This is a genomic window from Micromonospora sp. NPDC047557, from assembly GCF_043205095.1.
Classification (GTDB): domain Bacteria; phylum Actinomycetota; class Actinomycetes; order Mycobacteriales; family Micromonosporaceae; genus Micromonospora.
The window spans coordinates 145,165-170,380 of sequence record NZ_JBIDDK010000003.1 but is presented as its reverse complement, the minus strand read 5'-3'; the positions used below and the strand labels follow the sequence as shown (position 1 = coordinate 170,380).

Genomic DNA, 25,216 nt, shown 5'->3' with positions numbered 1-25,216 from the left:
CAGCCTCGACGGGCAGCCCGCTGCTCGATTTTCAGCTCGCTGACAGGGTCGCCACGGGTCGTGCCCAGAATCGCCGGTCACTGTCGGTGACGACATTGCCGCATCACCGAGATTCTGGAGGACTGCATGTCCCGCACCATCCGTAGGAAGCACCTGCTGGCCGGCCTGGCCACCGCGGGCGTCCTCGGCGTGGGGATCGCCGCCCCAACGATCGCGTTCGCCGCGGACACCCCGACGCCGACCCCGAGCGCCAACGCCGCCCCCGCTCCCGGAGCGAAGGCCGACCGGCAGGGTGAGTTCGCCGAGGCGCTCGCCAAGGAGCTGGGTGTCCCCACCGACAAGGTGACCGCCGCGCTGGAGAAGGTCCGCGAGCAGCACCGGCCCGCCGATCGTCCGGCGCGCCCGTCCGCCGAGGACCGGCAGGCCGCGCTCAAGGAACGGCTGGACCAGGCGGTCAAGGACGGCAAGCTCACCCAGGAGCAGGCCGACGCCATCACCAAGGCCGTCGAGGCCGGCGTCTTCCCCGGCCCCGGCGGCGGCCACCGTGGGCCGGGCGGCGACCGCGGGCCGGACGGCCACGGCGCTCCCGCGGGTACGCCGGGCAAGTAGCCCGACCGGTCGGCCTCCGACCACCCCGGGCAGGCGCGCCCCCTGGGGTCCCGCGTGATCCACTCCGTTTCGCCGATGTGGCGGTGTCCATCGCACTCGGACACCGCCACATCGGCGACCTGGGGGTCGATCACGCGGGCCGCGCGCGTCAGCCCTGGGTGGGCGGGGGTGCGAACACGCCGATGCGATTTCCCGTCGGGTCGAGCAGGTGGGCGAGCGTGAGTCCGCTGGGTGCGGTCCGCGCGGGCACCAGCACCTTCGCGCCGGCGGCCTCGGCCCGCCGGCAGGTCTCCGCCACGTCGTCGACCTGGGCGTAGAACACCGCGTAGTTCGGGGACGTCCCGTCGGTCGCCCGGATCGCCCCGCCGATCCCGGTGTCGCCGCCGGCACCCGTCACCCGATAGGACCCGCCGCTACCTGCGCCCTGCTCCTCGAAGGTCCAGCCGAACAGTTCGCCGTAGAAGCGTTCCGCCTCCTCCGGCCGGTCGGTGCCGATCTCGAACCAGGTGATGGGCGTCGTGGACACGTGCTGCCTCCAGAGTTGCCGGGACGGCGGTTCGCCGTCGTCCAGAGCAGTTTCGGGGCCGTCCGCGACACCGTCCTGTCGGTGTTTCCGGATCACCCGACGGAGATCGGTGCGTGACCGACCCGACTCAGACCAGGCTCAGTGGGCGGACCCGTTCGCGGGGGATGTCGAGATCCGTCAGGCGGAGCTCCCGGACCACCACCTCGGGCAGCGTCCGGACGTCCCCGATCCGGTCGGTACGGAAGCAGCGCAGTTCGTCGCGCAGCCGGCACCAGGCGAGCAGATACCAGTGTCGGGAGTTGCCGAGGTAGCCCAGCGGCTCGACGTCGCGCACCGAGTCGGTGCCGGCGCGGTCGGCGTACCGGATGCGCAGCACCCGCCGCGCGGTGACCGCGTCGGCGACGGTGGCCGGGACGGGCGTGGCCGGCCCGTCGCCGATCAGGTGCACCCGGCCGGCGAGGCGGTGCGCCTCGGCGGCGTCGGCGGCCGGCAGCACCGCCACCAGCTTGCGCAGCGCGGTGGCGCCCGGCCCGGCGAACGGGGTGCCGGCGAGCCGGTGCAGCGCGACGGCCATCGCCACCGCCTCGGCCGGGGTCAGGTTGACCGGCGGCAGGGTGCGGGCGCGGTCCAGGACGTAGCCGCCGGTGCGCCCGGGCTCGGCCCAGATCGGCACCCCGGCCTCCTGGAGCGCGCCGATGTCCCGCTCGATGGTCCGGCTGCTCACCTCGAAGTGGGCGGCCAGCCAGCGGGCGCTGCGGGGCCGGGGCGACACCGCCCGCAACTCCTCGACCAGGGCGTAGAGCCGGTCCGTGCGGTTCATGCCCGGCACGCTACGGCCGGGGTACGACGACGGCCCGGGGTCGACGAGCGGGCCCTGGACGCGGCGCGCTCAGGCGACCACGCTCAGGCAACCCCGCTCAGGCGACCGGCCTCAGGCGATGCAGGCGCAGACGATCAGAGCCGCGCCGAAGTGCGTGGCGGCGCTGACCCGGGCCGCCGGGTGCGGCTCGGACGAGCAGATGACCTCACCGAGCTTGCCGGGGGTGAGCAGGTCGAGCACGAAGAAGGCGAGCGCCATGATGGCCAGCCCGACGAGCCCGAAGAGCACTGTGGAGGCCAGCCCTCGACCAAAGTCGCTGTAGCTGGTCAGGATCGCCGTGAAGACGATGCCGGCGATGCCGAGCTGGTTGGCGGCGAGCAGCAACCCCGCGTTGGCGTTGCGCTCGACCCAGATCAGCTCCCGCAACCGCCCTGGGGTCAGCAGGTCGACGAGCCCGAACCCGGCAGCCATGAGCCCGACGCCCACGACACCGAACACGACGCTCTGCCAGGCACCGCTGAGCAGATCCTCCAGCACCGACTGCCTCCCGGCTCTCCGCCCGGAGGGGTACCGGCGCGGTGATCGAGACGATAGCGGCAGCGCGCCACCGCGTCAGCCCCGCGACTACAGCGCCAGGTAACGCTGCCGCTCGTACGGGGTGACCTCGCGGCGGTACTGCTCCCACTCGGCCCGCTTGTTCCGCAGGAAGAAGTCGAAGACGTGCTCGCCGAGCACCTCGGCGACCAGTTCGGATCCGGCCATCACGTCGATCGCCTCGGCCAGGTTCTCCGGCAGCGCCTCGTACCCCATGGCGCGGCGCTCGGCGCTGCTCAGCGACCAGACGTCGTCCTCGGCGCCCGGCGGCAGCTCGTAGCCCTCCTCGATGCCCTTCAGGCCGGCGCCGAGCAGCACCGCGAAGGCGAGGTACGGGTTGGTCGCCGAGTCCAGCGACCGGACCTCGACCCGGGCGGAGTTCGGCTTGCCGTACGCCGGGACCCGGACCAGCGCGGACCGGTTCAGGTGACCCCAGCAGACGTACGCCGGGCTCTCGGTGATCCGGTCCGGCAGGTGCTGCGGGAAGAGCCGCTTGTACGAGTTGACCCACTGGTTGGTGACGGCGGTGTATTCCCGGGCGTGCACCAGCAGGCCGGCGATGAACGACTTCGCCACCTTGGAGAGCTTCATCGGGTCGCCGCTGTCGTGGAACGCGTTGCGCTCGCCCTCGAACAGCGACAGGTGGGTGTGCATGCCGCTGCCCGGCTGGTCGGTGAACGGCTTCGGCATGAAGCTGGCCTGCACACCGGTGGAGAGCGCAACCTCCTTCACCACGTGCCGGAAGGTCATGATGTTGTCGGCGGTGGTCAGCGCGTCGGCGTAGCGCAGGTCGATCTCCTGCTGGCCGGGGGCGACCTCGTGGTGGCTGAACTCCACCGAGATGCCGATCCGCTCCAGCGCCAGCACGCCCTGGCGGCGGAAGTCGCGGGCCACCGCGTGGGTGGTGTGCTCGAAGTAGCCGCCGGTGTCCACCGGGGTGGGCACCGAGCCGTCCTGCGGGCCGTTCTCCAGCAGGAAGAACTCGATCTCGGGGTGGGTGTAGAAGGTGAAGCCCTTCTCGGCCGCCTTGGACAGCGCGCGGCGCAGCACGTGCCGCGGGTCGGCCCAGGAGGGACCGCCGTCGGGCAGCAGGATGTCGCAGAACATCCGGGCGCTCTCGCCGCTGACCCCGCCCTCGAACGGGAAGACCTGGAAGGTGGTCGGGTCGGGCATGGCCACCATGTCCGATTCGAAGACCCGGGCGAAGCCTTCGATGGCCGAGCCGTCGAAGCCGATGCCCTCCTCGAAGGCCGCTTCCAGCTCGGCGGGCGCCACCGAGACGCTCTTGAGCGTGCCCAGCACGTCCGTGAACCACAGCCGGACGAACCGGATGTCCCGCTCTTCCAGCGTACGGAGGACGAACTCCTGCTGACGGTCCACTTCCCCAACCCCTCGCGACAACTCTTTTGTCCGCCTTGGTCGGGCTGTACCCGACCTGACCGCCCAGTGTTCCCGGGCCTGGTTACGCAGACGTTACGCGAACCGCCGCCGTCCGTCCCCTCGCGTCCCGCCACCGATCCGGCGTGACCGTCGCGCGGCGCCCGCGCGTGGCCGCCGTCTCGTCCGACGGTACGGATTCCTCCGGCGATGCTGGGGCAAGATGAGGACATGCCCACCCTGCGTCTCGCACTGTCCCAGGTCAACCCGAGCGTCGGCGACCTCGCCGGCAACGCCGACCTGGTCCGCAGCTGGACCCGCCAGGCCGCCGACGCCGGCGCCCAGCTCGTGCTCTTTCCGGAGATGATGCTGACCGGCTACCCGGTCGAGGATCTGGTCTTCCGGCGTTCCTTCGTCGCCGCGTCCCAGGCCGCCGTCCAGCGGCTCGCCGCCGACCTCGCCGAGGACGGTCTCGGTGACCTGCCGGTCGTCGTCGGCTACCTGGACGCCGACGGGCCGCCGCAGATCAGCGGGGACGCCGAGCCGGGCCGGGGTGCCCGCAACGCCGCCGCGCTGCTGCACCGGGGCACGGTGGTCGCCCGCTACTTCAAGCACCACCTGCCCAACTACGGCGTCTTCGACGAGGACCGCTACTTCGTCTCCGGCGACCAGCTGACCGTGGTGCGGATCGGCGGGGTGGACGTCGCGCTGACCATCTGCGAGGACCTGTGGCAGGCCGGCGGCCCGTTCGCCGCCGCCCGGGAGGCCGGCGTCGGCCTGGTGGTCAACATCAACGGTTCGCCGTACGAGCTGAACAAGGACGACATCCGGCTGCCGTTGGTTCGCCGCCGGGCCGCCGAGGCGAACGCCGTCATCGCGTACGTCAACATGATCGGCGGCCAGGACGAGCTGGTCTTCGAGGGCGACTCGATGATCGTCACCGCCGACGGCGAACTGCTCACCCGCGCCCCGCAGTTCGTCGAGCACCTGCTCGTGCACGACGTCGAGTTGCCGGCCGCGACCACGGCCCCGGGCAGCCGGAACGTCGCGGACGGCATGCGGGTGGCGCACCACACGGTGGACGTGATCCCGCCCGCGCCGTCCGGCCCGGCCGCCGCCGGCGGTCTGATCGAGCCGGTGGCCGACGAGGCCGAGGTGTGGCACGCGCTGGTGCTCGGCCTGCGCGACTACGTCAACAAGAACAGGTTCGGGTCGGTGGTGCTCGGCCTCTCCGGCGGCATCGACTCGGCGGTGGTGGCCGCCCTCGCCGTCGACGCGCTCGGCCCGGACCGGGTGGTCGGGGTGTCGCTGCCCAGCCAGCACTCCTCCGAGCACTCCCGTGAGGACGCCGCCGACCTGGCCAAGCGCACCGGGCTGGACTACCGCGTCGAGCCGATCCAGCCGATGGTGGACGCCTTCCTCGCCAACCTGTCGCTGTCCGGGATCGCCGTGGAGAACCTCCAGGCCCGGGTCCGCGGTGTCATCCTGATGGCGCTGTCGAACCAGGAGGGCCACCTGGTGCTCACCACCGGCAACAAGAGCGAGCTGGCGGTCGGCTACTCCACCCTGTACGGCGACTCGGTGGGCGGCTTCAACCCGATCAAGGACGTCTGGAAGACGCTGGTCTGGCGGCTGGCGAAGTGGCGCAACGCGGACGCGGCCCGCCGCGGCGAGACCGCCCCGATCCCGGAGAACTCGATCGGCAAGCCGCCGAGCGCCGAGCTGAGCCCCGGCCAGCTCGACAGCGATTCCCTGCCCGACTACGACGTACTCGACCCGATCCTGATCGGCTACGTCGACGGCGACCTGGGCCGCGACGGGCTGGTCGAGTCGGGCCACGACCCGGCCGTCGTCGACAAGGTGCTGCGGCTGGTGGATACCGCCGAGTACAAGCGACGCCAGTCGGCGCCCGGCACGAAGATCTCCATGAAGGCGTTCGGCCGCGACCGTCGTCTGCCGATCACCAACCGGTGGCGCGAGCACGGCTGAGCCCGTCCTCCCGGGCCGGGTGACTGACCCGGCCCGGCGCGGCGGTCGTGAGTGACATCTTCCACTGCGCTCTGCCGTCACCGGGCCTGGCGGTGCGACGATCGCGACGGAACCCGGGGACCGCGCAGGCGGCCTCGAGGAAGGAGACAGTCATGACCGAGTCCACTCCCAACGAGGTGACCGCGCTGTACGGCGGACCGGCCACCCGTCGGGTCCGCACCCGCGACCTGATCGCCGCCAAGGAGCGTGGCGAGCGGTGGCCGATGCTCACCTCGTACGACCAGTACACGGCGGGGATCTTCGACCGGGCCGGCGTACCGGTGCTGCTGGTCGGCGACTCGGCCGCGAACAACGTGTTCGGCTACGAGACCACCCTGCCGGTGACCGCCGACGACCTGCTTCCGCTGGTACGGGCCGTGGTGCGCTCGACCCAGCAGGCCCTCGTCGTCGGTGACCTTCCCTTCGGCTCGTACGAGGAGGGCCCGACCCAGGCGCTGCGCACCGCCGTCCGGTTCATGAAGGAGGGTGGCTGCCACGCGGTGAAGCTGGAGGGCGGCCGACGCTGCGCCGCGCAGATCGCCGCGATCGTCGGGGCCGGCATCCCGGTGATGGCGCACATCGGCTTCACCCCGCAGAGCGAGCACACCCTGGGCGGCTACCGCGTGCAGGGCCGGGGCGACACGGCCGACGAGGTGCTGGCCGACGCGCGGGCGGTGGCCGAGGCCGGCGCGTTCGCGGTGGTGCTGGAGATGGTGCCGGGCGAGGTGGCCAAGCAGATCACCCACGAACTGGCGATCCCCACGGTCGGCATCGGCGCCGGTCCGGACACCGACGCCCAGGTGCTGGTCTGGCAGGACATGGCCGGCCTGCGCACCGGCAAGGCGCCGCGCTTCGTGAAGCGCTACGCCGACCTGGCCGACGTCCTCACCGACGCCACCCGCCGCTTCGCCGACGAGGTCCGCGGCGGCGAGTTCCCGGCCGCCGAACACACCTTCTAGAGCGCTGCACGGGCCACGGGCTGCGGGCTGCGGACCGCAGGCCGAGTCCACGGCACACGGACCGTAGGCCGAGTCCGCAGGTCGAGTCCACGGGCTGCAGTCCGCGGCCGTCACAACCGGCGATCTGCGTGGCGGTGTGCCCGTGTTGCCTGATGCCCGATCCTCGCCGGCCCCACCTCGTTTGGGCGCGACGAGGGGCGGCACGACCTGGAGGCGGCGGGGCCGGCGGCACGGTGTTCCCGTTCACCGGCTGGTCCCTCCGCTTCCAGTCTGAAGCGCTGACGGAGCAATCGATCTTGGTCGCTGAAAGTGTCGTACAGGTGTTCTAGTCTCAGGTCATGATGGAGGGGTTGGCGCAGGCAGAGGCCGCGGTCACGGCCTGCGCCAACCCGGCGGTCTGGGCCCTTTGCGCAGACGACCTCATCGCCGCGCTCGATGCCGCGCACCGCATCGAGCAGCGCCTCGCCGCCGTCAAGCTGGCCCTGATCAGAGAGTTCGACGGCCGGGGCGTGGCGACCGCGCAGGGCGCATCCTCCACGGCGCTGTGGCTACGCGAGCGCCTGCACCTCACCGTCCCCGCCGCCCGCCGCCTCGTCGACCTCGCCACCGCCCTCGACACCGGCAACCCCGGCATACGACAGGCACTGGCCGACGCCGACATCACGCTCGACCAGGCCCGGGTCATCGCCGACACCGTCACCACCGTCGAGGCCGCAGTCGGCAGCGCGGCCGCCGACAAGGCCGTCGGCTTGCTGGTCGAGTGGGCCGGGCAGTTCGACCCCACCCTGCTGCGCAAACTCGGCACCCGCATCCTCGACCACGTCGCCCCCGCCATCGCCGACGCCGCCGCCCAGGCCGCTCTCGACGCCGAAGCCCGACGAGCCGCCCGCGACCGCCACGTCACCCTCTCCACCCTCACCGACGGCCGCCTGCGCCTCACCGGCACCCTCGACACCGAAACCGCCGGCCTGCTCCGCGCCGCCATCGACCCACTGACCGCGCCCACCGGCCCCGACGACCAACGCTCCCCCGGCCAACGCCGCCACGACGCCCTCGCCGACCTGTGCCGCCTCAGCCTGCGTACCGGCGAGCTACCCGAGCACGGCGGCGAGCCCGCGCAGATCGTCGTCACCACCAGCTACGACGACCTCGGCCGGCAGCTCGGCGCAGGCACGTTGGACACCGGTCTCGAGCTCACCTCGGACACCGTGCGACGCCTCGCCTGCGACGCCGCCATCCTGCCCGCCGTCCTCGGCAGCACCGGCCAGACCCTCGACGTCGGCCGACAACGCCGCCTCATCACCGGCCCACTCCGACGCGCCCTCGTCCTGCGCGACCGCGGCTGCACCTTCCCCGGCTGCGACCGCCCACCCCGCTGGTGCGACGCCCACCACATCCACCACTGGGCCGACGGCGGCGACACCAGCCTGCCCAACGCGGTACTCCTCTGCGCCCACCACCACCGACACATCCACCACGGCGACTGGGCCGTCCGGTTGGGCGGCGACGGCCACCCCGAATTCATCCCACCGGCCTGGCTCGACCCCGAACAGGTCCCCCGCCGAAACCACTACCACCGACGGACGTGACCACACCGAGACAGCCAATCACCCCAGTCAGGCCGCCGTTTCAGCCTCGTTAGCTCGTGGCCAGATGCTGCGCGTGCGTGAGCCGACAAGGGGTGCCGTGGGGTGCAGCCTGGTGGCGCATGGGCCGAGCCGCCCGGCCTCGGCGCGACCGAGCATGGGCGGCTCGATCGGTAGCGACACCTAGTTTTCGCGCACCTGGCGAGTGTCGGCCAGGTCGAGGTACGCCAGCAGCCGCAAGAGCCCGCTCACATGCGAAAGGTCGTGCCACAGCGACACGACGCCCTCCGGATCATCCCGCTGTAGGAGGCTCGTCAGCCCTGCGAGGTCGTCGCTACTCTGCCCGCAGTCGATCTCCAACTCGGGCCGCTGAACCGTGCCAAATGCCGCGCTCAGGGCCACGTTCCAGTAGTAGTCAACGTCGAGCTGCGACAGCTGGATCTGCGGACCGAATCGGCTCTCCGCCGCGTCGAGGAGCAACGAGCACGCTCGGCGCAGATCCGCGATCCTCAGCACCCCATCAGCATCGGTCACGCCGCATGGTCCCTCAGGGCGCTGTCATCTGACCAGCCGATTCAGAGTGACCGGGCAGACCCTGGCCGTCCGGCCAAGAGCCGTGCGCCCGACCGTCCCTACCCGGAGCGGACGTGCGCTCTCAGAGGTCGGTGACGCGGATGCCGGCGTGCGCCTTGTAGCGCTTGTTGATGGCGATCAGATTCGCGGTGAACGCCTCGATCTGGTGGGCGTTGCGCAGCCGGCCGGCGTAGATGCCGCGCATTCCGGGGATCCGGGCGGCGAGCGCTCCGACGATGTCGACGAGCTCCCGGTCTTCGGTGCAGATCAGCACGTCGAGGTCGATCCGGTCGACCTCGGGGTCGGCCAGCAGCGGGGCGCTGACATGGTTGAACGCGGCGCAGACGCGGGAGTCGGGCAGCAGCGCGGCGGCCTGCTGGACGGCGCTGCCCTCGGCGACGGTGAGGGCGTGCGGGCCCTGCTTGTCAAAGCCCAGCGGGTTGACGCAGTCGACGACGATCGTTCCGGCGAGCGGCTCGGCGAGGGCGGCGACGGTGGCGGCGTGCCCGTCCCACGGGACCGCGATGATCACAACGTCGCTGCGGCGAGCCACCTCGTCGTTGGCCGCGCCGGTGATGCGGACGTCGGCCGGCATCCGGGGCAGAGCCGCGATCTCGGCGGCGGACTCGGCGGCCCGCTCCGCCGATCGGGAGCCGATCAGCACCGTCTGCCCGGCCCGGGCGAGCCGGTAGGCCAGGCCACGGCCCTGGTCGCCGGTGCCGCCGATGATGCCGACCGTCAGCCCGGACACGTCGGGCAGCGTGCTCGCGTCGTATGCCATGGGCTCATCCTCGCAAACCGCCCGGTCCGTCAGCAGCGCCAACCGCTGTGACAATCCCCGCTACCCGAACGAACCGCTCCCGAACGACACCGCTCCCGAACGACGCCGCTTCCGAACGACACCGCTCAGGCCAGCTCGAACAGCACCGTGCGGGCCGCCGGGTCGGCGGTGACCAGGCGGACCCGGACCCGTTCGCCGAGCGGCAGCGCGCCGAGGCAGCGGCCGCGTACCGGTGGGGCGTCCAGGGCCACCGTTCCGCCCGGCGGGCGGGGCCGGGACTTGCCGTTGGGCGGGGCGTCGACGTCGAGCACCGCCGCGTCGAAGGTTTCCCCCACCCGGTGCTCCAACAGCACCGCCTCGGTGAGCTCGACGGCGCCGCGGCTGGCCGCCGAGGCGGTCCGGTCGGTGCTGGCCATCACCTCGGGCAGCCGGGGCAGCGCCGCGCGGGCCCAGTCGGGCACCTCGCGGCCCGCGTGCAGGGCCAGGCAGACCTCGGTGGCGTACCGGTCGGCGAGGCGCCGCAACGGCGCCGTGACATGGGCGTACGCGGCGGCCACCCCGCCGTGCTCCGGCTGCTCGGGCCGAGTGCCGTCGAAGGCGGTGTACGCGGCGCCGCGCATCAGCTCGGCCGCCTGGTCGATGAACGCGGCGGAACGCGGCTGCGCGGCGTCCAGGCCGGCAATCACCTCACCGGGGCCCGCGCCGTCCGGCCAGTGCACGCCCAGCGGAGCGGCGGCCGCCCGCAGGCGTTGCACCGCCTCCGGCTTCGGTGCCGGCATCGTCCGCAGCAGGCCCACCCCGCCGGCGAGCATGATGTCGGCGGCGGCCATGCCGGTCAGCAACGAGATCTGCGCGTTGTGCTCCTCCATCGGCACCGGCCCGCGCAGCACCAGCCGCCAGCCGTCGCCGTCGGGCTCCACGTCCTGCTCGGGTAGCGGCAGGTTGATGGCGCCACGGCGCAGCCCCCGGGCGGTCAGCCGGTCGCCGATCTCGGGCAGCAGCGCGATCGGCTCGGGCAGCCGGCCTGCCTCGGCCGCCGCCTGCACCCCGGTGTAGTCGAGTTTCGCCCGGCTGCGCACCAGGGCGCGCTCCAGCTCGACGGCCACGGTGCCGCCGTCGGCGTCCAGGTCGATGGTCCACACCACGGCGGCCCGGTCGTCGTCGGGCAGCAGACTGGCCGCGCCCTCGCTGAGCGTCAGCGGATGCAGCGGCACGTTGCCGTCGGGCAGGTAGACCGTCTGCCCGCGCCGCCAGGTCTCCTCCTCGAGCGCGCCGCCCGGCTCGACATGCGCGGCGACGTCCGCGATCGCGTACCGCACCCGGTAGCCGCCGCCCGGCCGGCGGGCGAGGTGCATCGCCTGGTCCAGGTCGCGTGAGGTGGCCGGGTCGACCGTCACGAACGGTATGTCGGTGCGGTCGACGGACGGCCGGGGCGGCGCGGCAGCCGCCGCGTCGGCCTCCCGTTGGGCGGCGGCCGGGAAACCCTCGGGCAGGCCGAGTTCGCGGCGCAGCGCGCCGAAGTCGATGCGGGGCGCGAGTACGCGTCGGATGACCACGGGGTCAATCCTGACAGCGCCGCCGGTGATCCGCTTCCGGTGACCGGCCGAGATCTCCGTGGGTGTCGAGCCGAGGCTGCCTGCGCTCAGCCGGTCGCCTTGCGGGCGGTGCTGCGCGTACCCCGGGGGGTGGTGGCTCGTGCGGCGACCGGGCGGGCGGGTGACTTGCGGGCGGTCACCTTGCGGGCCGGCGCCTTGGCCGCGGTGGTCTTCTTCGCCGGGGCCTTCTTCGCCGCCGCCGTGCGGGCGGTGATCGACGAGGTGCCGGTCGCCTTCGCGGCCGGCGCCTTCTTCGCCGGGGCGTTGCGGGCGCCGCCGCTCGGGCGGGTGGAGGCGGTCTTCTTCGCCGCCGTCTTCTTGGCGGGGGCCTTCTTCGCCGCGGTCTTCTTCGCCGGGGCCTTCTTGGCGGCCGTCTTCTTCGCCGTGGACGCCTTGGTCGCGACCTTGCGCGCGGGCGCCTTCGCGGCGGCGGTGGTCCTCTTCGCCGCCGACGTCGTGGTCTTCTTCGCGGCGCTTGTCGTCTTCTTCGCCGTACCCGTCGTCCTGCTCGCGGCGGTGGTGCTCTTGCGCGCCGGGGACGTCGTGGTGCGCTTCGCGGCGGTGGTCGTCTTGCGGGTGGCGGGCGAGGTACGGGCCGGGGCCTTCTTGGCCGGAGCCTTCTTCGCCGCCGCGCTGGTCCTGGTCGCGGTCTTCTTCGCCGCAGCTGTCTTCTTCGCCGCCGCGGTCTTGGCGGCGGTCGTGGTGGCGGTGGTCTTGGTCGCGGCCTTCTTCGCCGGGGCCTTCTTCGCCGCCGTGGTGGTCTTCTTGGCCGGGGCACGCCCCGCGGCGCCGGCCGCCTTGCGGGCCGGCGCCTTCGCGGCGCCCGTGGTGGACTTGCGCACGGGGGTGGTGCGGCTCGCCGCCGTGTTGCGCTCCGCCGCGGCGGTCTTCTTCGCGGTGGTGCGTCGGGCGGCCGGACGGGTGGTGGCCTGCTGTGCTTCGGCCATCGTGGTTCCCTCCTCGGGGACGTGCTCTCGCGTGCGTCCTCGCGGAGCACGAACTACCGCGACGCGGGCCGTCCCGCGCCGTCTACCTGTCCTCCCCGGCCCAACGGGCGTCCTCGGCCTCCCACGCCTCGTTCCGCTCCTGCACTCGCTGCAGGGCGTTCTCCGCGTCGGCCGCCGAGTTGTACGGGCCGAGGACGTGCTTCGCCGGACACACGTCGGCGTCCGTCTCGACCCGGTGGTGCCGGGTGCACCAGTAGAACTGCCCATTACGTCCGCTGTCGCTCATGGGAATCACTGTGCACCGCGAACCGGCTGGCCGCCACCGGATCACACAAGTCGCCGGACCCTCTCCACAGTAGAGACGCTTACCGCGCTCCGGGCGAAAACACCGAAAGAAGTGCAGGTGGGGGCACTGGACGCGCGAGAACGCCGGTGACCGAACGGTCGATTCCCGAGTGCGGCGGTCCGGGGCAGGATTCGTGGCCGTGATCAACATGGCGACCGGCGCGGGGGCGTGCCCGGGATGCGGAACCACCACCACATCGCTTCGGGAGGCGGTGCCGTGGTGCCCCGGCTGCGAGTGGAACCTGGACGCCTACGACCCCGGGCGGCGCGAGCGCGAGTTCGGCTGGACCTGGGTCGACAGGTGGACCCACCGGTTGGCGTTCCAGGCGACCGGGCGGCAGTTCCGGCAGTTGGTCGGCCGTCCGCTCGGCGACGGCGGGTCGAATGCGGCACGGGCGCTGACCGCTGTGGTGTCCCTGCTGCTGGTTGCCGCCGTGCTCGCTCTCGCGGTCGTCGGCGGGTGGCTGATCGTGGCGTTTCCCTTTCCCAACCTGGCGATCGTGCTGGGTGTGGCGATGGTCGGCCTGGCGGTCGCCCTCCGGCCGCGCTTCGGCCGGGTGGACCCGGATCTGGAGGTGCTGTCCCGCGACCGGGCGCCGGAGCTGTTCGGGCTGATCGACGAGGTGGCCGCGGCGATCGGCGCCCCGACGCCGGACGTGGTCGGGGTCGACGGCGACATCAACGCGTACGCGAACGCGGTCGGGGTGCGACGCCGCCGGGTGCTGGGGCTCGGGCTGCCGCTGTGGGGCTCGCTTCCGGCCGGCGAACGGGTGGCGTTGCTCGGGCACGAACTCGGCCACTTCGTCAACGGCGACCCGCGTCGGGGTCTGCTCACCCAACCCGCGTTCACCATGCTCGCGTCCGCCGCCGACCTGTTCCGGCCGGTACGGAACACCGTCGGTGCCGGCCTGATCGAGATGGTGGGTGACGCGCTGGGCCGCGCGTTCCAGTGGGTGGTGTCCCGGGTGCTGTTCGGCGCGCACCTGGTGCTGGTGAGCGTGGCGCTGCGGGACAGCCAGCGCGCCGAGTACCTCGCCGACGACCTGGCCGCCCGGGTCGCCGGCACGACTGCCGCCACCGACCTGCTCGACGCCCTGCTGGCCGGCGAGTCGATGGCGCTGGCGGTACGCGTCCACTCGCGGGCGGGGCACGGCCCGGACCGCTGGCGATCGGCCTTCGCCGAGGCCCGGGCGGCGAGCAGCGACCGGCTGCCACTGCTGCGCCAACTGTCGGTCCGCGACGAGGCCTCGCTCTTCGCCTCCCACCCGCCGATCGGGCTCCGCCGCCGGATGCTCGCCGGACGCCCGTGGCAGGACCCGGCGGTGGTGCTCACCCCAGCCCGGATGGAGCGGATCGACGCCGAGCTCGCCGGGGAGTACGCGCGCTTTCGTCGTACCGTCGCCTGGTCGGGCTGAGCGCGGCGCGGCGCTGCCGGGACGGCGGCGGCCGCCCACGCGCGGCCTATGATCGCCCGATGGCGGTACCGGACTACATCGTGGGGATGCGCAAACACGTCGGCCACGACCTGCTGTGGCTGCCCAGCGTCAGCGCGGTGATCCGCAACGACGCCGGCGAGCTGCTGCTCGGCCAGCGCTCCGACGACGGACGGTGGTCGGTGATCAGCGGCTTCGTCGAGCCGGGCGAGCAGCCGGCCACCGCGCTCGTCCGAGAGGTACGGGAGGAGACGGGCCTGGACGTGACGCCGGTACGGCTGTCCAGTGCCGTCTCGCACCCGCACACCTACCCCAACGGGGACCACTGCGAATACCTGAACCTGGGCTTCGTCTGCCAGGTCGTGGCCGGCACCGCCCGGGTCAACGACGACGAGTCGCTGGCCGTGCGGTGGTTCCCACTGGACCGGCTGCCCGAGTTGGACAAGCACGCGCTGCTGGTCCTCGCCTACGCGCTGCGCGAGAACCCGTCAGCCGGCTACCTCCCGCCCGGCACGACCTGGGACGACGTCCCCGCCTGAGCCGCGTCCGTCAGGCCGCGACGCGCTCGACGGGGATCCACAGTTCGGCGTCCGCCGTGGTCCCGTCCGTGGACACCCGAACCCGGGAGATCTCCGGTCCCGGTCGGCTGCGGTACGGGTTGGACGGGAACCACTGGGTGAAGACGTCCCGCCACAGGTACTGCACGGCCTGCGGGAACGCGCCGGAGGTGGTGAACACCGCCCACGTTCCGGCCGCCACCGGCAACGCGTCCAGGTCCTCCGGTGGCGGGGCGCCGGTGACCGCCCCGTGCCAGTAGTCCAGCTCGCTGCCCTCGGCCCGACCGTCGGCGAGGTTGTCGCTGACGTTGACGATCCCGGCCGGCTCCTGATCGGAGAGCGCCTCGATCCGGGCGGTCGTTCCCGCGTCGATGCTGCGGATGAACGCGACGATCGCCGGGTTCATCCCCTCGTGCACCAGCGGGACCCGGGCCTTGCGCCCCACCAGCACGAACGCGTCCTTGGTGACGATGCGGTACTCCATGCTGCCACTCCCTTCCACGGTGAGTCGGAAGGACATCCGGGGCTGGGCGCGCAGCGCTGCCCCCGTACGCCGAGCTTCTCCCGGCCCCACGCCGTGCACGGCGTGGAACGCCCGGGCGAACGCCTCGGCCGATCCGTAGCCGTAGCGCACGGCGACGTCGAGCAACGTCCGCTCCCCCGCCAGCACGTCCGCGCCGGCGACGGTGAGCCGGCGCCGACGGATGTACTCCGACAGCGGCATGCCGGCCAGCGCGGAGAACAGCCGCCGAAAGTGGTACTCCGACGTCAGCGCGATCCGCGCCAGGTCGGCCACCTCGATCTGCTGGTCGAGGTGCCGCTCGATGTGCGCCATGGCCTCGTTGAGCCGCTCCAGCACCCGGGCCTCCTTCCCCTTACGAGCAGCAACGCTAGGCGGCAGGGCAGGTGGCAGACCCGACATCCGGTGCCCGCAACGGTCGGGTGGGCGGCGCACCGATCGCCCGTCGTATCCTGGCGGACTTTGCTTCTACCGGAGGTTGACGTGGCCGAGTATCCGCAGGACGTCGTGCAGCGCTTCCATGGCACCCCCGAGCAGGTCGACGCCGGCCTGGTGGGCGACCCGCCACGGACGTGGGAGTCCGTCGTCATCGAGGAGTACGACCCGGCCTGGGCGCAGCAGTTCACCGCCGTCCGGTCGTCGCTCATCGAGGCGCTGGGCGCTCTGATCATCGGGGTGGAACACGTCGGGTCCACGGCGGTGCCGGGCCTCGCGGCCAAGCCCGTCATCGACATCGACCTCGTCATCGAGGACACCGCCGAGGAGTTCGGCTATCTCCCCGCCCTGGAACGGCTCGGGTACCGACTCGTCCTGCGGGAGCCCTGGTGGCACGGGCACCGGATGCTTCTCAGCCCTGCCGAGGACGTCAACCTGCACGTCTGGCCGCAGGGTGCGCCGGAACCCGTCCGACACCGGCTCTTCCGCGACTGGCTGCGCTCGCATCCAGACGACCGGGAGTTCTACGCCGCGACCAAGCGCCGCCTCGCGCAGGAGACCGCGCACCGACCCCGTGGCTACAGCCTGGCGAAGAACGACGTCATCGACGAGATCTACGCACGCATCTTCGCCGCCTGATGACTCCATGTCGCCGGCGGATGCACGTCCCCCAGTCAGCGGTCACGCGTAGATCTTGGACAGTTTCCGTTAGCGGTTAACGGAAACTGTCCAAGATCTGGTGGTGGGCCGGGAAGGCAGGGCTGGCGGCCGGCGGCGTTCACGCCTCAGCGGGGTGACTGTTGCATGATCCAGGTGGGCACGGGCTCCGACAGTGAACCCAACGCCTCCCAGCCGGCGCGGCGGTACAGCTCGATGTTGGCGGGGTTGCTGGTCTCCAGGATCGCCGGCAGGCCGTCCGCGGCGGCGCGGGCCAGCCCGGCCCGCATCACCGCGCGGCCCCAGCCACGCCCGGCGCTGTCCGGGTGGGTGCCGAGGACACCGAGATACCAGAATGGGTACGTCGGCAGGGCCGCGTGCACGGCCTCGTCGTAGCCCTGGACGCGGGCCCGCACGTCAGCGGGGTATCGAGCCTCCGCCGGCGATGCGTGCCCGGCCGCCGGGGATTCAGCCGGGGGCTCCCAGATGGCGACGGACGCACCCCCGCCGATCGTCCAGATCGACGACCGGTGCACCCGCCTGTCGAAGAGGTTCCCGAAGAAGGTGGCGGCGTAGCGCGGATAGGTCGCCTCGTCGGGGAACAGGTGCCGCAGGACGGGATCCTTGACGAACGCGGCGACCAGCGAGTCGACCACCGCGGAACGGTCTGCTGGCGTGGCGATGGAGATCACGGGCGCTGTCACAGCAACCGACATTATCGCGTGCGGACGCCTTGACCCTGACACGGTGGCAGGACGAAGACTTGCCCCATGGACATCGACAGCTACCGACAGCACTCCCCGTACAGCGACCCCGGCCGGCATGGCGCACTGCTCGATGCCGTGCCCGCCGACATCGCCACCGTGGCGGCGACCGCCCGCAACGTGATCGTCCACTACCGCGCGGGCGGCGTCGAACTGCCCATCGACCGGCTCGACGAGGTGAACAGCCGCTGGGTGGACCGCATCCTCGACACCGACCAGTCCCGCTTTGCCCTGCCCCTGCGCACCGAGCGCCCGGCCGTCGACCGGGTGGCCGGCTGCTGCCGGGACCACACGCTGCTCTCGGTCGCGCTGCTGCGTCAGCACGGCATCCCGAGCCGCAGCCGGGTCGGCTTCGCCTCCTATTTCACGCCCGGCTGGCACCACGATCACGTGCTGGTGGAGTACTGGAACGGCGACCGCTGGGTCTGGGCCGACCCGGAGGTCGACCCGGCCGGCGACTGGCCGTTCGACGGCTACGACATCGACCCGACGGCAGGGCTCTTCGACTCGGCGGCGCGGGTCTGGTCGGCGTACCGGGCCGGGGCGATCGATCCCGACTCCTACGGCGTGAGCCCGGAACTACCGATCCGCGGCCCGTGGTTCATCCATGACTACGTCCTGCACGAGCTGGCCCATCGGCAAAAGGACGAGTTGCTGCTCTGGGACGGCTTCGGCGCGATGACCGACGACCTCGCCGACGCCGACCTCACCCTCGTGGACGAGATCGCCGCGTTACTGCTCGCCGCCGACGACGGCGACGAGGCCGCGGAGAAGGCACTCGCCGACCGGTACGCGACGGACGCCCGCCTACGCCCCGGCCCCCAGGTACGCAGCTTCTCACCGGTCGCCGGCACGGTGAGCACTGTCGATCTGCGCCTCAGCCAAAGGTGAAGGCGTACGCCTCGGCGCCGGGTTCGTCGAACGTGACCTCCAGGGTCCGCTCCCGGACCGCGCCGTCCTGGCGGACGAGCTGGTGGAGACGGCCGTCCTCCAGGACGCCGTTGCCGGCCTCGTCGACGTCGACGCCGTGGGACGGGCCGGGAGCCTCGCCGTCGAGGAGCACCCGGAACGGGATCGACCGTCCCGTCCCGGGGGCCAGCACGAGATGCGCGTCGCGGGCGTGGAACCGGAAGGCGATGCTGCCGCCGGCCCGGTCGACCACGACGTTCTCCGACCCGATCGTCCACTCCCCCGCGAGGGCCCACTGGTTGAGGGCCAGGGCATCGGGGAGGTCGTAGGCGCGGCGTTCGTCGAGCGCGGGGCCGTTGGGCGACGCGAAGTGTTCGCCGCGACTGAACCCGAGGTACGTCTCGGGCGTCCGCAGGTTGCCCCAGTCGGCCTCCGCCTCCGGACCGAGCCCTCGCACGGGTACGGGGTCGCGCTCGACGCCGAGCAGTTGCTGAAGCCTCCGCTCGGACTGCTCGTAGCGCCCCTCACCGAAGTGCTCGTCGCGGATGACCCCGTCGGTGTCGACGAAGTAGAGCGCTGGCCAGTACTGGTTGTCGAAGGCACGCCAGATCGCGTAGTCGTTGTCGACCGCGACCGGGTAGTCGATCGAGCGCGCCGCGACCGCCCGGCGCACCCAGTCGACCTGGTGCTCGAAGGTGAACTCCGGCGTGTGCACCCCGACGACGACGAGGCCGTCGTCGCGGTAGGCCTGCGACCAGGCCCGGACGTACGGTTCCTGGCGCAGCCAGTTGATGCAGGTCAGCGTCCAGAAGTTCACCAGGACGACGCGACCCCGCAGCTCGGCGGGGCCGAGCGGCTCGGAGTTGAGCCACTCGACCGCCCCGCCGAGCGGCGGCAGGTGCGCACGACCCAACTCGGCCATCTAGCGAAGCGACCGGAAGGCGGTGCGAACCTCTTCGGAGAAGATCTTCGGCTGCTCCCAGGCCGCGAAGTGCCCGCCCACGTCGAGCTTGTTGAAGTAGATGAGGTTCGGATACGCCTGCTCCGCCCAACTCTGCGGGGCCTCGTACAGCTCGTCGGGAAAGACGCTCACAGCCACCGGGACGTTGACGCCCTTGGCGGCGAAGAACGAGAGCTTGTTCTCCGCGTACAGGCGGGCCGCCGAGATCGCGGTGTTCGTCAACCAGTAGAGCGAGATGTTGTCCAGGATGTCGTCACGGGTCAGGCCCGCCTGGGCGCCGTCGAAGACCTGCGCGATGAGGGCCAGACTCTTCGCGTCGTGGTCGAGCAGGAAGGCCGCCAGGCCGACCGGCGAATCCGCCAGGCCGGTCAGCGTCTGCGGACGCGTCGCCATCATCAGGGCGTACGCGACGTGTTTCCAGACGTAGTTGGCTTCCTCGGCGGCCCGCATCTCGTCGGCGGACAGACCGGAGGGCAGCGAGCCCATGGCGTTGTTCGCGCCGGTGGTGTCGCCTTGGAACAGCAGGTCGATCTCGGGTGGGATCGCGCCGGGCATGTTGGTGTGGATACCGAGCAGTTCCGGAGGCGCCTGCACGCCCATCTGGTCCACGATTACCGCGCCCCAGTCGCCGCCCTGGGCGACGAACCGCGTGTAGCCGAGGCGCTGCATCAGCTCGGTCCAGGCGGTCGCGATCTTCTGCGGGTTCCAGCCCAACGCCGTCGGCTTGCCCGAGAAGCCGTGACCGGGTAGCGACGGGATCACCAGGTGGAAGGCGTCCGACGCGCTGCCGCCGTGTGCGGTGGGGTCGGTGAGCGGCTCGATGATCTTCAACTGCTCGATCACCGATCCGGGCCACCCGTGCGTGACGATGAGCGGAAGCGCGTCCTCGTGCTTCGAGCGCACGTGGATGAAGTGGATGTCCACCCCGTCGATGGCGGTCATGAACTGCGGTAGGGCGTTCAGCCGTGATTCGACCTTGCGCCAGTCGTACTCATTTTCCCAGTAACGCGCTAGGGCCTGGATCGTCGCGAGTGGCACGCCCTGCGACTGGTCGTCGACGATTTCCTTTTCCGGCCAACGCGTGGCCGCGATCCGCCGTTTCATGTCGTCCAGGTCCGCTTGCGGGATTTCCACCTGGATGGGGCGAATCTCCGTGGTGCCGGGACGGGTCTTCGTCTTGACCGCCATGCGTGCTTCCTCCCTGTCTGAGTTCGCGCCTCGCGAGGGGAATCATCGGGTGCGGGCATTGCCCGGACTTCTGCGCCAATTCCGAGAAGGGCACGCCACCGCCATATCTCGGAGCCTAGAACGCCGCACGTGGGCGCCGTGGCCATACGAGAAGTCACGGCGGTCGCAACGGACTGCGCACCCGCCGATCCGGGGCGTGACGGTTCGCTCGACGGCTTTGCGCTGCCGTGGCACGGTGCGGCAACATCAGCCGCCGTGACGGCACCAGGCACGGATCCGGAGAACGCCACCCCGGCCGGCGACAACGGCACGCCCCGGTTGAATCGGCGGGTCAGGCACTGGTTGGCCGGCACCGGGATCGCCGCCCTGGCCGCCGTACTCGGCGTCACCCTCGCCGTACGCGGCGGCGCCGCCCCGGCCTGCGCCGCGCCTCCCGCGGGCAACACCGTCCACAAGGGAACGGCGAGCTTCTACGACGCGGGCCGCTCGGGCGGCACCTGCTCCTTCCCGGGCCCTCCCGCGGACCGGCTCTACGTGGCCCTCGGCGCCTCGCAGTACGCCGGGGCGGCGGCCTGCGGCAGTTACCTGGACGTCAGCGGCCCGAAGGGCACGGTCCGGGTGATGGTCATGGACCAGTGCGGCGGGTGCGGACCCAGCAAGATCGACCTCTCCGACGAGGCGTTCGCGCGGATCGCCGACCGGTCGCAGGGCATCGCGCAGGTGACGTACCGGGCGGTGGTGGACCCACCGCTCGACGGCGGCCTCACCTTCCGGATGAAGGGCGGCGCGTCGCAGTGGTGGTTCGCCGTGCAGGTCGGCAACCACGGCAACCCGCTGCGCTCGGTCGAGGCGCAGGGGTCGAGCGGCGGCTTCCGCAAGGCGGCCCGCCAGGTCGACAACTACTGGACCATCGAGGACGGGATCGGTCCCGGTCCGTACACGATCAGGGTCACCGACGTGTACGGCCACCAGACGACCGCCACCGCCATCAAGATGGTCACGAAGCAGGTCCAGCGCAGCACGGCCTCCCTCGTCACTTCGACGCCGAGCAGTTCACCGTCGGCCTCGCCGAGCCCCACCATCGCGCCCTCGCCGACGCCGGCGGAGCCGACCGCACCAATAGCGACAGTCGAAGCCCTCGCCGGCGCAGCCCCACTCGACCGCCCCCGCTGCTGACCAGGCGAACGAGAAGGGCGACGCCGGCCCGCAGAGAGGGATACGTGTTCCGGGCAGCGTGAAATTGCTGCACTGCCTTGGCCTGCGCTGGAAAACCTCCGAACGTCCGGACCGCTAGGGCATTCCCGCGTAGCGGAGCGGCAACGGAGGTCGCGGCCGGCGCCAGACGACGTAGGCCATGATGACGGCGACGGTCAGAATCACCCGTCCAGCACCTCGGCCGATGTCTCCGATCCCCGCTGCTCGCCTGCGAGCGACCAGGCGACAAGCGCCACGCCCGTCATCGCGAAGGCGAGATAGAACGCCGAGAACACTCGTAGAAAGGTTCGGCTCGGCCGTCGACGGGGCATGGTCGGCACTTTAGAAGGGCCCAGCAACGCAGCCGGACGCGGCGGGATTCTGAGTTGCGTCGGGGCAGGTAGGGGGCTGAGTATCCGCGTGTGGATGCCGTGGTGCAGTGGGTTCGGACGTCGTGGACGAAGCGTTCGCGCGGCGGCATCGAGGCAACTCGGCGTAACGCGGCACCGGTTGCGTTCGCCCTGCCGGCACAGGCGATGCCGCTCACCCATGAGGTCAACCTGGCGGAGGCCGATGGGTTCGAGCCTCGCGCGGCCCTGGTAAGCGCGCCGTACCGGAGCGAGGTGCGTCTCCGGCTGGCGGACGGTCAACTCCGGGTTGAACTGCTGGCGTCGGCCTGGGGCATGCCGCGCCGTCACCGCCGGCCGCCCGCAGTGCGGCTCGCACACGGCCAATGGCTGCGCTGGCAGATCAACTACCGTTTCACCGGGATGAATGGTGGCGCGTGGCTGTACCGGCTGGACACCCTCAACCTGGCGCACGGTGTGGTTCCGGTCGACACCTTCCTCGGCGATCCGCCTCGATTCATCGACGAACGCGCACACATCTGGTAGCTACCCACGTGGGCGCGGTGCTGCGTGAACTCACCGAGCTGCTTTGGGGCGCGCCGAAGGCCCACGAAAGAGAGAAGAGACACTCTCTGACGCCCGTTGACAGGTGTTTCAGGCGAGTGACAGCGTTGTCAACGACTCATTTCCTCCATATGAGACGAGGAGCGCATCTTGCTCTATCGGAACTCACCGCGCCGCCGTGCGACAGCAGCCGCCACAGCCGGCATGCTCATCACAGGGCTGGCGCTCGCTCCGTCCGGGCCGGCGCAGGCCAGCCACCACCAGGCGCAGGACGCAGCCGTACGGTCGGGCAACGCACGTTTCGAGGTGCTGTCCCCGACCCTGATCCGCACCGAGTACCAGAAGGACGGCAGGTTCACCGACGCCGCCACGTTCAACGCCATCGGGCGCGACGACTTCCCCCGTACGCGTTTCACGAAGCACGTCGAGCACGGCTGGCTCACCATCGACACCGGCGCGATGACATTGCGGTACCAGGTCGGCTCGGGCGCGTTCACCGCCGACAACCTGACGGTGCGGCTCAAGACCGGCAAGCAGGTCGTGCAGGGCCAGCCCTGGGCCGACCACACCGCTCCGGCGTGCGCGTTCGGCGCGCTCTGCGAGGCCGAATCACTACAGCTGAACGGCCCCGGCGTGGCCACCGACCACAGGGGATACACCGGGCGCGGCTTCGCGGCCGGTTTCGCCTCGTCCGGCGACTCGGTCACGTTCGCGCTCGACGCGCCGGCTGGCGGCACCAAGCAGCTCTCCGTCCGTTATGCCAACAGCACCGGCGGCGACGGCCAGAACGTGGCCCGCACCCTGACGGTTCTCATCGACGGCGACGCCGGCCGTACGCTGGCGCTGCCGCCCACCGCGAACTGGGACACCTGGGGCCTGGCCAACGTGCCGGTCGACCTCACCGCGGGTCGGCACGAGATCAGCGTCGTGCGGGGCCCCAACGACTCCGGCAATGTGAACATCGACAGCCTCGCGGTGGTCAACCCGGGTGATCCGTTCCCGGCGCCGGCCGCGCCCGAGCCGCAGTCCCTGCGATTCGGCACGCTGGGAGAGGCCGAGACCGGCGCGCTGACCGGCGGCGCGAGGCCCGCGAACGACCACAACGGCGCTTCCGGTACGGGGTTCCTGGCCGGTCTGGAAAGCACCACCGCCGCCGTGGCGCTCACCGTGACGGATGTACCCGCCGCGGGTGACTACCAGGTGCAGATCCGCTACGCCAACGGCCAAGCCGGGGCGCAGCCGACCCAGACGCGCACCATGTCGGTGACGGCAGGCACGGCGGCGCCGGTCACGGCGACCCTTGCGCCGACCAGCGGGTGGGACTACTGGAACACCGTCTCCGTCCCGGTCCACCTCGACCGTGGCACCAACACGGTGACGTTGGGCTGCCCCACGGACACCAGTTGCAACGTCAACGTCGACACGGTCGCCGTCACGAGCAAGGACTCCCCGCTGCTCGCCCCGCACGCGCCGCTCGGCGGCTACCGCCGGGGCCTGGACGGCGTGACCGGTGCCGCGCTCACCGCGCCGGGTCTGCTCTATCAGGACGGCTGGTACCTGCTCGACGACTCGGCCTCGGCCCTGCGCACCACCAAGCCCCGGCCCGCCGCCGAGCAGGACGGCTACGTCTTCGCATACGGGCAGGACTTCACCCGTGGCCTCAAGGACCTGGCGACCCTGACTGGGCCCACGAAGCTGCTGCCCAAGTGGGCCTACGGGGTGTGGTACTCCGAGTACTACGACCGCACCGCCACCGAATTCCAGGACCTGGTGACCCGGGCCAGGGCTGAGGGCGTACCCATGGATGTTCTTGTCCTTGACACCGACATCAAGGCGCCGGACAAGTGGAACGGCTGGAGCATCGACCCCACTCGGATCCCCGACCCGAAGGCGTTCTTCGACTGGGCCAGGAAGCAGGGCCTGCACACCGGCATCAACATCCACCCCAGCATCCTCGGCTCGGACCCGAAGTTCGCGCAGGCGCAGGCCACCGCGAAGGGCAAGCTCCAGCGCGTCGGCTGCAACGGCGGGCCCGACTGCTACGCGTTCGACTTCGGCGACCCGGACCAGCTCACGGCGTACCTGCAGCTCCACGACGAGATGCTGCCCAAGGGCAGCAAGGGCCCGGACCTCTGGTGGCTGGACTGGTGCTGCGACAACACGAAGTCCTCCCTCGCCGGGGTGACCGCGGACGCGTGGATCAACCAGCAGTACGCCGACAAGACGGGCTTCGCGTTCTCCCGCGCGTACGGCTCGTTGCAGGCCGGCGGCTACGGCAGCCCGACCCCGGTGGCGACCGGCCCGTGGGCCGACAAGCGCACCACGCTGCACTTCACCGGCGACACCACCTCCGACTGGTCGACCCTGCAGATGGAGGTCGGCTACACGCCGGGTGAGTCGGCCGCGACCGGGCTGGCCGCGGTCAGCCACGACATCGGTGGGCACACCGGTGGCCTGAAGGAGCCGGGCAGCGAGCCGGGCAGCACCAAGCTGCCCGACGACCTGTACGCCCGGTGGGTCCAGTTCGGTACGTTCCAGCCGATCGACCGGCTGCACTCCAACCACAGCGACCGGCTGCCCTGGCAGTACGGCCCGGCGGCGAACGCGTCGGCCAAGAAGTTCCTCAACCTGCGCAAGGAACTGCAGCCGTACACCTACGCCGCCGCCAAGGAGGCCACCCGCACGGGTACGCCCATCGTCCGCTCGATGTACCTGGCGTACCCGAATGAGCAGGCCGCCTACGCCACCGCCGGCTCGGAGTACCTCTACGGGCCGGACTACCTGGTGGCACCGGTGACGACGCCGGGCACCACCGCCACGACGTCGGTGTGGTTCCCGCCGGGCAACAGCTGGACCGACATCTTCACCGGCAAGACGTACCGGGGCGGTACCACGCAGAACATCACCACCACGCTGGACACCATGCCGGTGTTCAAGAAGCACTAGA

Annotated in this window: 24 protein-coding genes; 11 read left to right on the top strand and 13 right to left on the bottom strand. The window is 71.5% G+C overall.

What is annotated here, in order from left to right; translation table 11 throughout:
• Positions 1-126: 126 nt before the first annotated feature.
• Positions 127-609: a hypothetical protein gene (locus ACGGAQ_RS11270; protein ID WP_393047236.1), complete on the top strand. Its 483-nt coding sequence runs from the start codon at positions 127-129 to the stop codon at positions 607-609.
• Between the two features lie 148 nt (positions 610-757).
• Here the strand turns inward: ACGGAQ_RS11270 and ACGGAQ_RS11265 are convergent, their stop codons facing one another.
• The 4 genes from ACGGAQ_RS11265 to glnA form a co-directional block, all read right to left on the bottom strand.
• A complete protein-coding gene (locus ACGGAQ_RS11265; RefSeq protein ID WP_393047233.1) occupies positions 758-1,135 on the bottom strand; it encodes a VOC family protein in 378 nt (125 codons plus the stop codon).
• Between the two features lie 127 nt (positions 1,136-1,262).
• On the bottom strand, positions 1,263-1,955 hold the full coding sequence (locus ACGGAQ_RS11260; RefSeq protein WP_393047230.1) for a helix-turn-helix transcriptional regulator: 693 nt from the start codon (positions 1,953-1,955) through the stop codon (positions 1,263-1,265).
• A gap of 111 nt (positions 1,956-2,066) precedes the next feature.
• The gene (locus tag ACGGAQ_RS11255; RefSeq protein ID WP_393047227.1) at positions 2,067-2,492 is read right to left on the bottom strand and encodes a DUF350 domain-containing protein; all 426 of its coding nucleotides are present in this window, start codon (positions 2,490-2,492) and stop codon (positions 2,067-2,069) included.
• A gap of 87 nt (positions 2,493-2,579) precedes the next feature.
• Positions 2,580-3,929, bottom strand: coding sequence for a type I glutamate--ammonia ligase (glnA, locus tag ACGGAQ_RS11250; protein ID WP_393047224.1), 1,350 nt, complete (start codon positions 3,927-3,929; stop codon positions 2,580-2,582).
• A 228-nt stretch (positions 3,930-4,157) separates the two neighbouring features.
• Between glnA and ACGGAQ_RS11245 the strand changes: the two genes are divergently transcribed.
• The 3 genes from ACGGAQ_RS11245 to ACGGAQ_RS11235 all read left to right on the top strand — a co-directional run bounded on the left by ACGGAQ_RS11245 (position 4,158) and on the right by ACGGAQ_RS11235 (position 8,502).
• A complete protein-coding gene (locus ACGGAQ_RS11245) occupies positions 4,158-5,915 on the top strand; it encodes an NAD+ synthase (protein WP_393047222.1) in 1,758 nt (585 codons plus the stop codon).
• Between the two features lie 152 nt (positions 5,916-6,067).
• A complete protein-coding gene (panB, locus tag ACGGAQ_RS11240) occupies positions 6,068-6,913 on the top strand; it encodes a 3-methyl-2-oxobutanoate hydroxymethyltransferase (protein ID WP_354856665.1) in 846 nt (281 codons plus the stop codon).
• 338 nt (positions 6,914-7,251) lie between these two features.
• On the top strand, positions 7,252-8,502 hold the full coding sequence (locus ACGGAQ_RS11235) for a DUF222 domain-containing protein (RefSeq protein ID WP_393047219.1): 1,251 nt from the start codon (positions 7,252-7,254) through the stop codon (positions 8,500-8,502).
• A gap of 180 nt (positions 8,503-8,682) precedes the next feature.
• Here the strand turns inward: ACGGAQ_RS11235 and ACGGAQ_RS11230 are convergent, their stop codons facing one another.
• From ACGGAQ_RS11230 to ACGGAQ_RS11210, 5 genes are all read right to left on the bottom strand, one after another.
• A complete protein-coding gene (locus ACGGAQ_RS11230; RefSeq protein ID WP_393047217.1) occupies positions 8,683-9,033 on the bottom strand; it encodes a hypothetical protein in 351 nt (116 codons plus the stop codon).
• A gap of 121 nt (positions 9,034-9,154) precedes the next feature.
• The gene (gene npdG, locus ACGGAQ_RS11225; protein WP_393047214.1) at positions 9,155-9,853 is read right to left on the bottom strand and encodes an NADPH-dependent F420 reductase; all 699 of its coding nucleotides are present in this window, start codon (positions 9,851-9,853) and stop codon (positions 9,155-9,157) included.
• 125 nt (positions 9,854-9,978) lie between these two features.
• Entirely contained in the window at positions 9,979-11,409 is a 1,431-nt protein-coding gene (locus ACGGAQ_RS11220; protein ID WP_355064318.1) for an RNB domain-containing ribonuclease, read from the bottom strand.
• A gap of 86 nt (positions 11,410-11,495) precedes the next feature.
• Positions 11,496-12,395 carry a histone gene (locus ACGGAQ_RS11215; protein WP_393047212.1) on the bottom strand — a complete coding sequence of 300 codons (900 nt, stop codon included), beginning with the start codon at positions 12,393-12,395 and terminating at the stop codon, positions 11,496-11,498.
• 82 nt (positions 12,396-12,477) lie between these two features.
• Positions 12,478-12,681 (bottom strand): hypothetical protein, encoded by a 204-nt coding sequence (locus tag ACGGAQ_RS11210; RefSeq protein ID WP_393047209.1) that lies wholly within the window; start codon positions 12,679-12,681, stop codon positions 12,478-12,480.
• A 208-nt stretch (positions 12,682-12,889) separates the two neighbouring features.
• Between ACGGAQ_RS11210 and ACGGAQ_RS11205 the strand changes: the two genes are divergently transcribed.
• Together ACGGAQ_RS11205 and ACGGAQ_RS11200 are read left to right on the top strand one after the other, a co-directional pair.
• Complete coding sequence (locus ACGGAQ_RS11205; protein WP_393047865.1) at positions 12,890-14,155, top strand: M48 family metallopeptidase; 1,266 nt, start codon at positions 12,890-12,892, stop codon at positions 14,153-14,155.
• Positions 14,156-14,214: 59 nt separating this feature from the next.
• Positions 14,215-14,712: an NUDIX domain-containing protein gene (locus ACGGAQ_RS11200; RefSeq protein ID WP_393047207.1), complete on the top strand. Its 498-nt coding sequence runs from the start codon at positions 14,215-14,217 to the stop codon at positions 14,710-14,712.
• Positions 14,713-14,722: 10 nt separating this feature from the next.
• Here ACGGAQ_RS11200 and ACGGAQ_RS11195 read toward each other — a convergent pair whose 3' ends face one another.
• Positions 14,723-15,589, bottom strand: a complete 867-nt coding sequence (locus tag ACGGAQ_RS11195; protein WP_393047203.1) for a helix-turn-helix domain-containing protein — start codon at positions 15,587-15,589, stop codon at positions 14,723-14,725.
• Between the two features lie 144 nt (positions 15,590-15,733).
• Here ACGGAQ_RS11195 and ACGGAQ_RS11190 point away from each other — a divergent pair, with 144 nt between their 5' ends.
• Positions 15,734-16,324 carry a GrpB family protein gene (locus ACGGAQ_RS11190; RefSeq protein ID WP_393047200.1) on the top strand — a complete coding sequence of 197 codons (591 nt, stop codon included), beginning with the start codon at positions 15,734-15,736 and terminating at the stop codon, positions 16,322-16,324.
• Between the two features lie 146 nt (positions 16,325-16,470).
• Here the strand turns inward: ACGGAQ_RS11190 and ACGGAQ_RS11185 are convergent, their stop codons facing one another.
• A complete protein-coding gene (locus ACGGAQ_RS11185) occupies positions 16,471-17,058 on the bottom strand; it encodes a GNAT family N-acetyltransferase (RefSeq protein WP_393047197.1) in 588 nt (195 codons plus the stop codon).
• 54 nt (positions 17,059-17,112) lie between these two features.
• Between ACGGAQ_RS11185 and ACGGAQ_RS11180 the strand changes: the two genes are divergently transcribed.
• Entirely contained in the window at positions 17,113-17,997 is an 885-nt protein-coding gene (locus tag ACGGAQ_RS11180) for a transglutaminase domain-containing protein (RefSeq protein ID WP_393047194.1), read from the top strand.
• On the opposite strand, the gene ACGGAQ_RS11175 is transcribed toward ACGGAQ_RS11180, so the two are convergent.
• Both ACGGAQ_RS11175 and ACGGAQ_RS11170 read right to left on the bottom strand, forming a co-directional pair.
• Positions 17,984-18,937: a redoxin family protein gene (locus ACGGAQ_RS11175; protein WP_393047191.1), complete on the bottom strand. Its 954-nt coding sequence runs from the start codon at positions 18,935-18,937 to the stop codon at positions 17,984-17,986. The two genes, ACGGAQ_RS11180 and ACGGAQ_RS11175, sit on opposite strands and share 14 nt — an antisense overlap.
• Positions 18,938-20,164 carry an epoxide hydrolase family protein gene (locus ACGGAQ_RS11170; protein ID WP_393047188.1) on the bottom strand — a complete coding sequence of 409 codons (1,227 nt, stop codon included), beginning with the start codon at positions 20,162-20,164 and terminating at the stop codon, positions 18,938-18,940.
• Between the two features lie 255 nt (positions 20,165-20,419).
• Between ACGGAQ_RS11170 and ACGGAQ_RS11165 the strand changes: the two genes are divergently transcribed.
• The 3 genes from ACGGAQ_RS11165 to ACGGAQ_RS11155 all read left to right on the top strand — a co-directional run bounded on the left by ACGGAQ_RS11165 (position 20,420) and on the right by ACGGAQ_RS11155 (position 25,215).
• Positions 20,420-21,340 carry an expansin EXLX1 family cellulose-binding protein gene (locus ACGGAQ_RS11165; RefSeq protein WP_393047185.1) on the top strand — a complete coding sequence of 307 codons (921 nt, stop codon included), beginning with the start codon at positions 20,420-20,422 and terminating at the stop codon, positions 21,338-21,340.
• 440 nt (positions 21,341-21,780) lie between these two features.
• Positions 21,781-22,251, top strand: a complete 471-nt coding sequence (locus ACGGAQ_RS11160) for a hypothetical protein (protein WP_393047182.1) — start codon at positions 21,781-21,783, stop codon at positions 22,249-22,251.
• Between the two features lie 222 nt (positions 22,252-22,473).
• Positions 22,474-25,215 carry a TIM-barrel domain-containing protein gene (locus ACGGAQ_RS11155; protein ID WP_393047179.1) on the top strand — a complete coding sequence of 914 codons (2,742 nt, stop codon included), beginning with the start codon at positions 22,474-22,476 and terminating at the stop codon, positions 25,213-25,215.
• Position 25,216 lies beyond the last annotated feature (1 nt).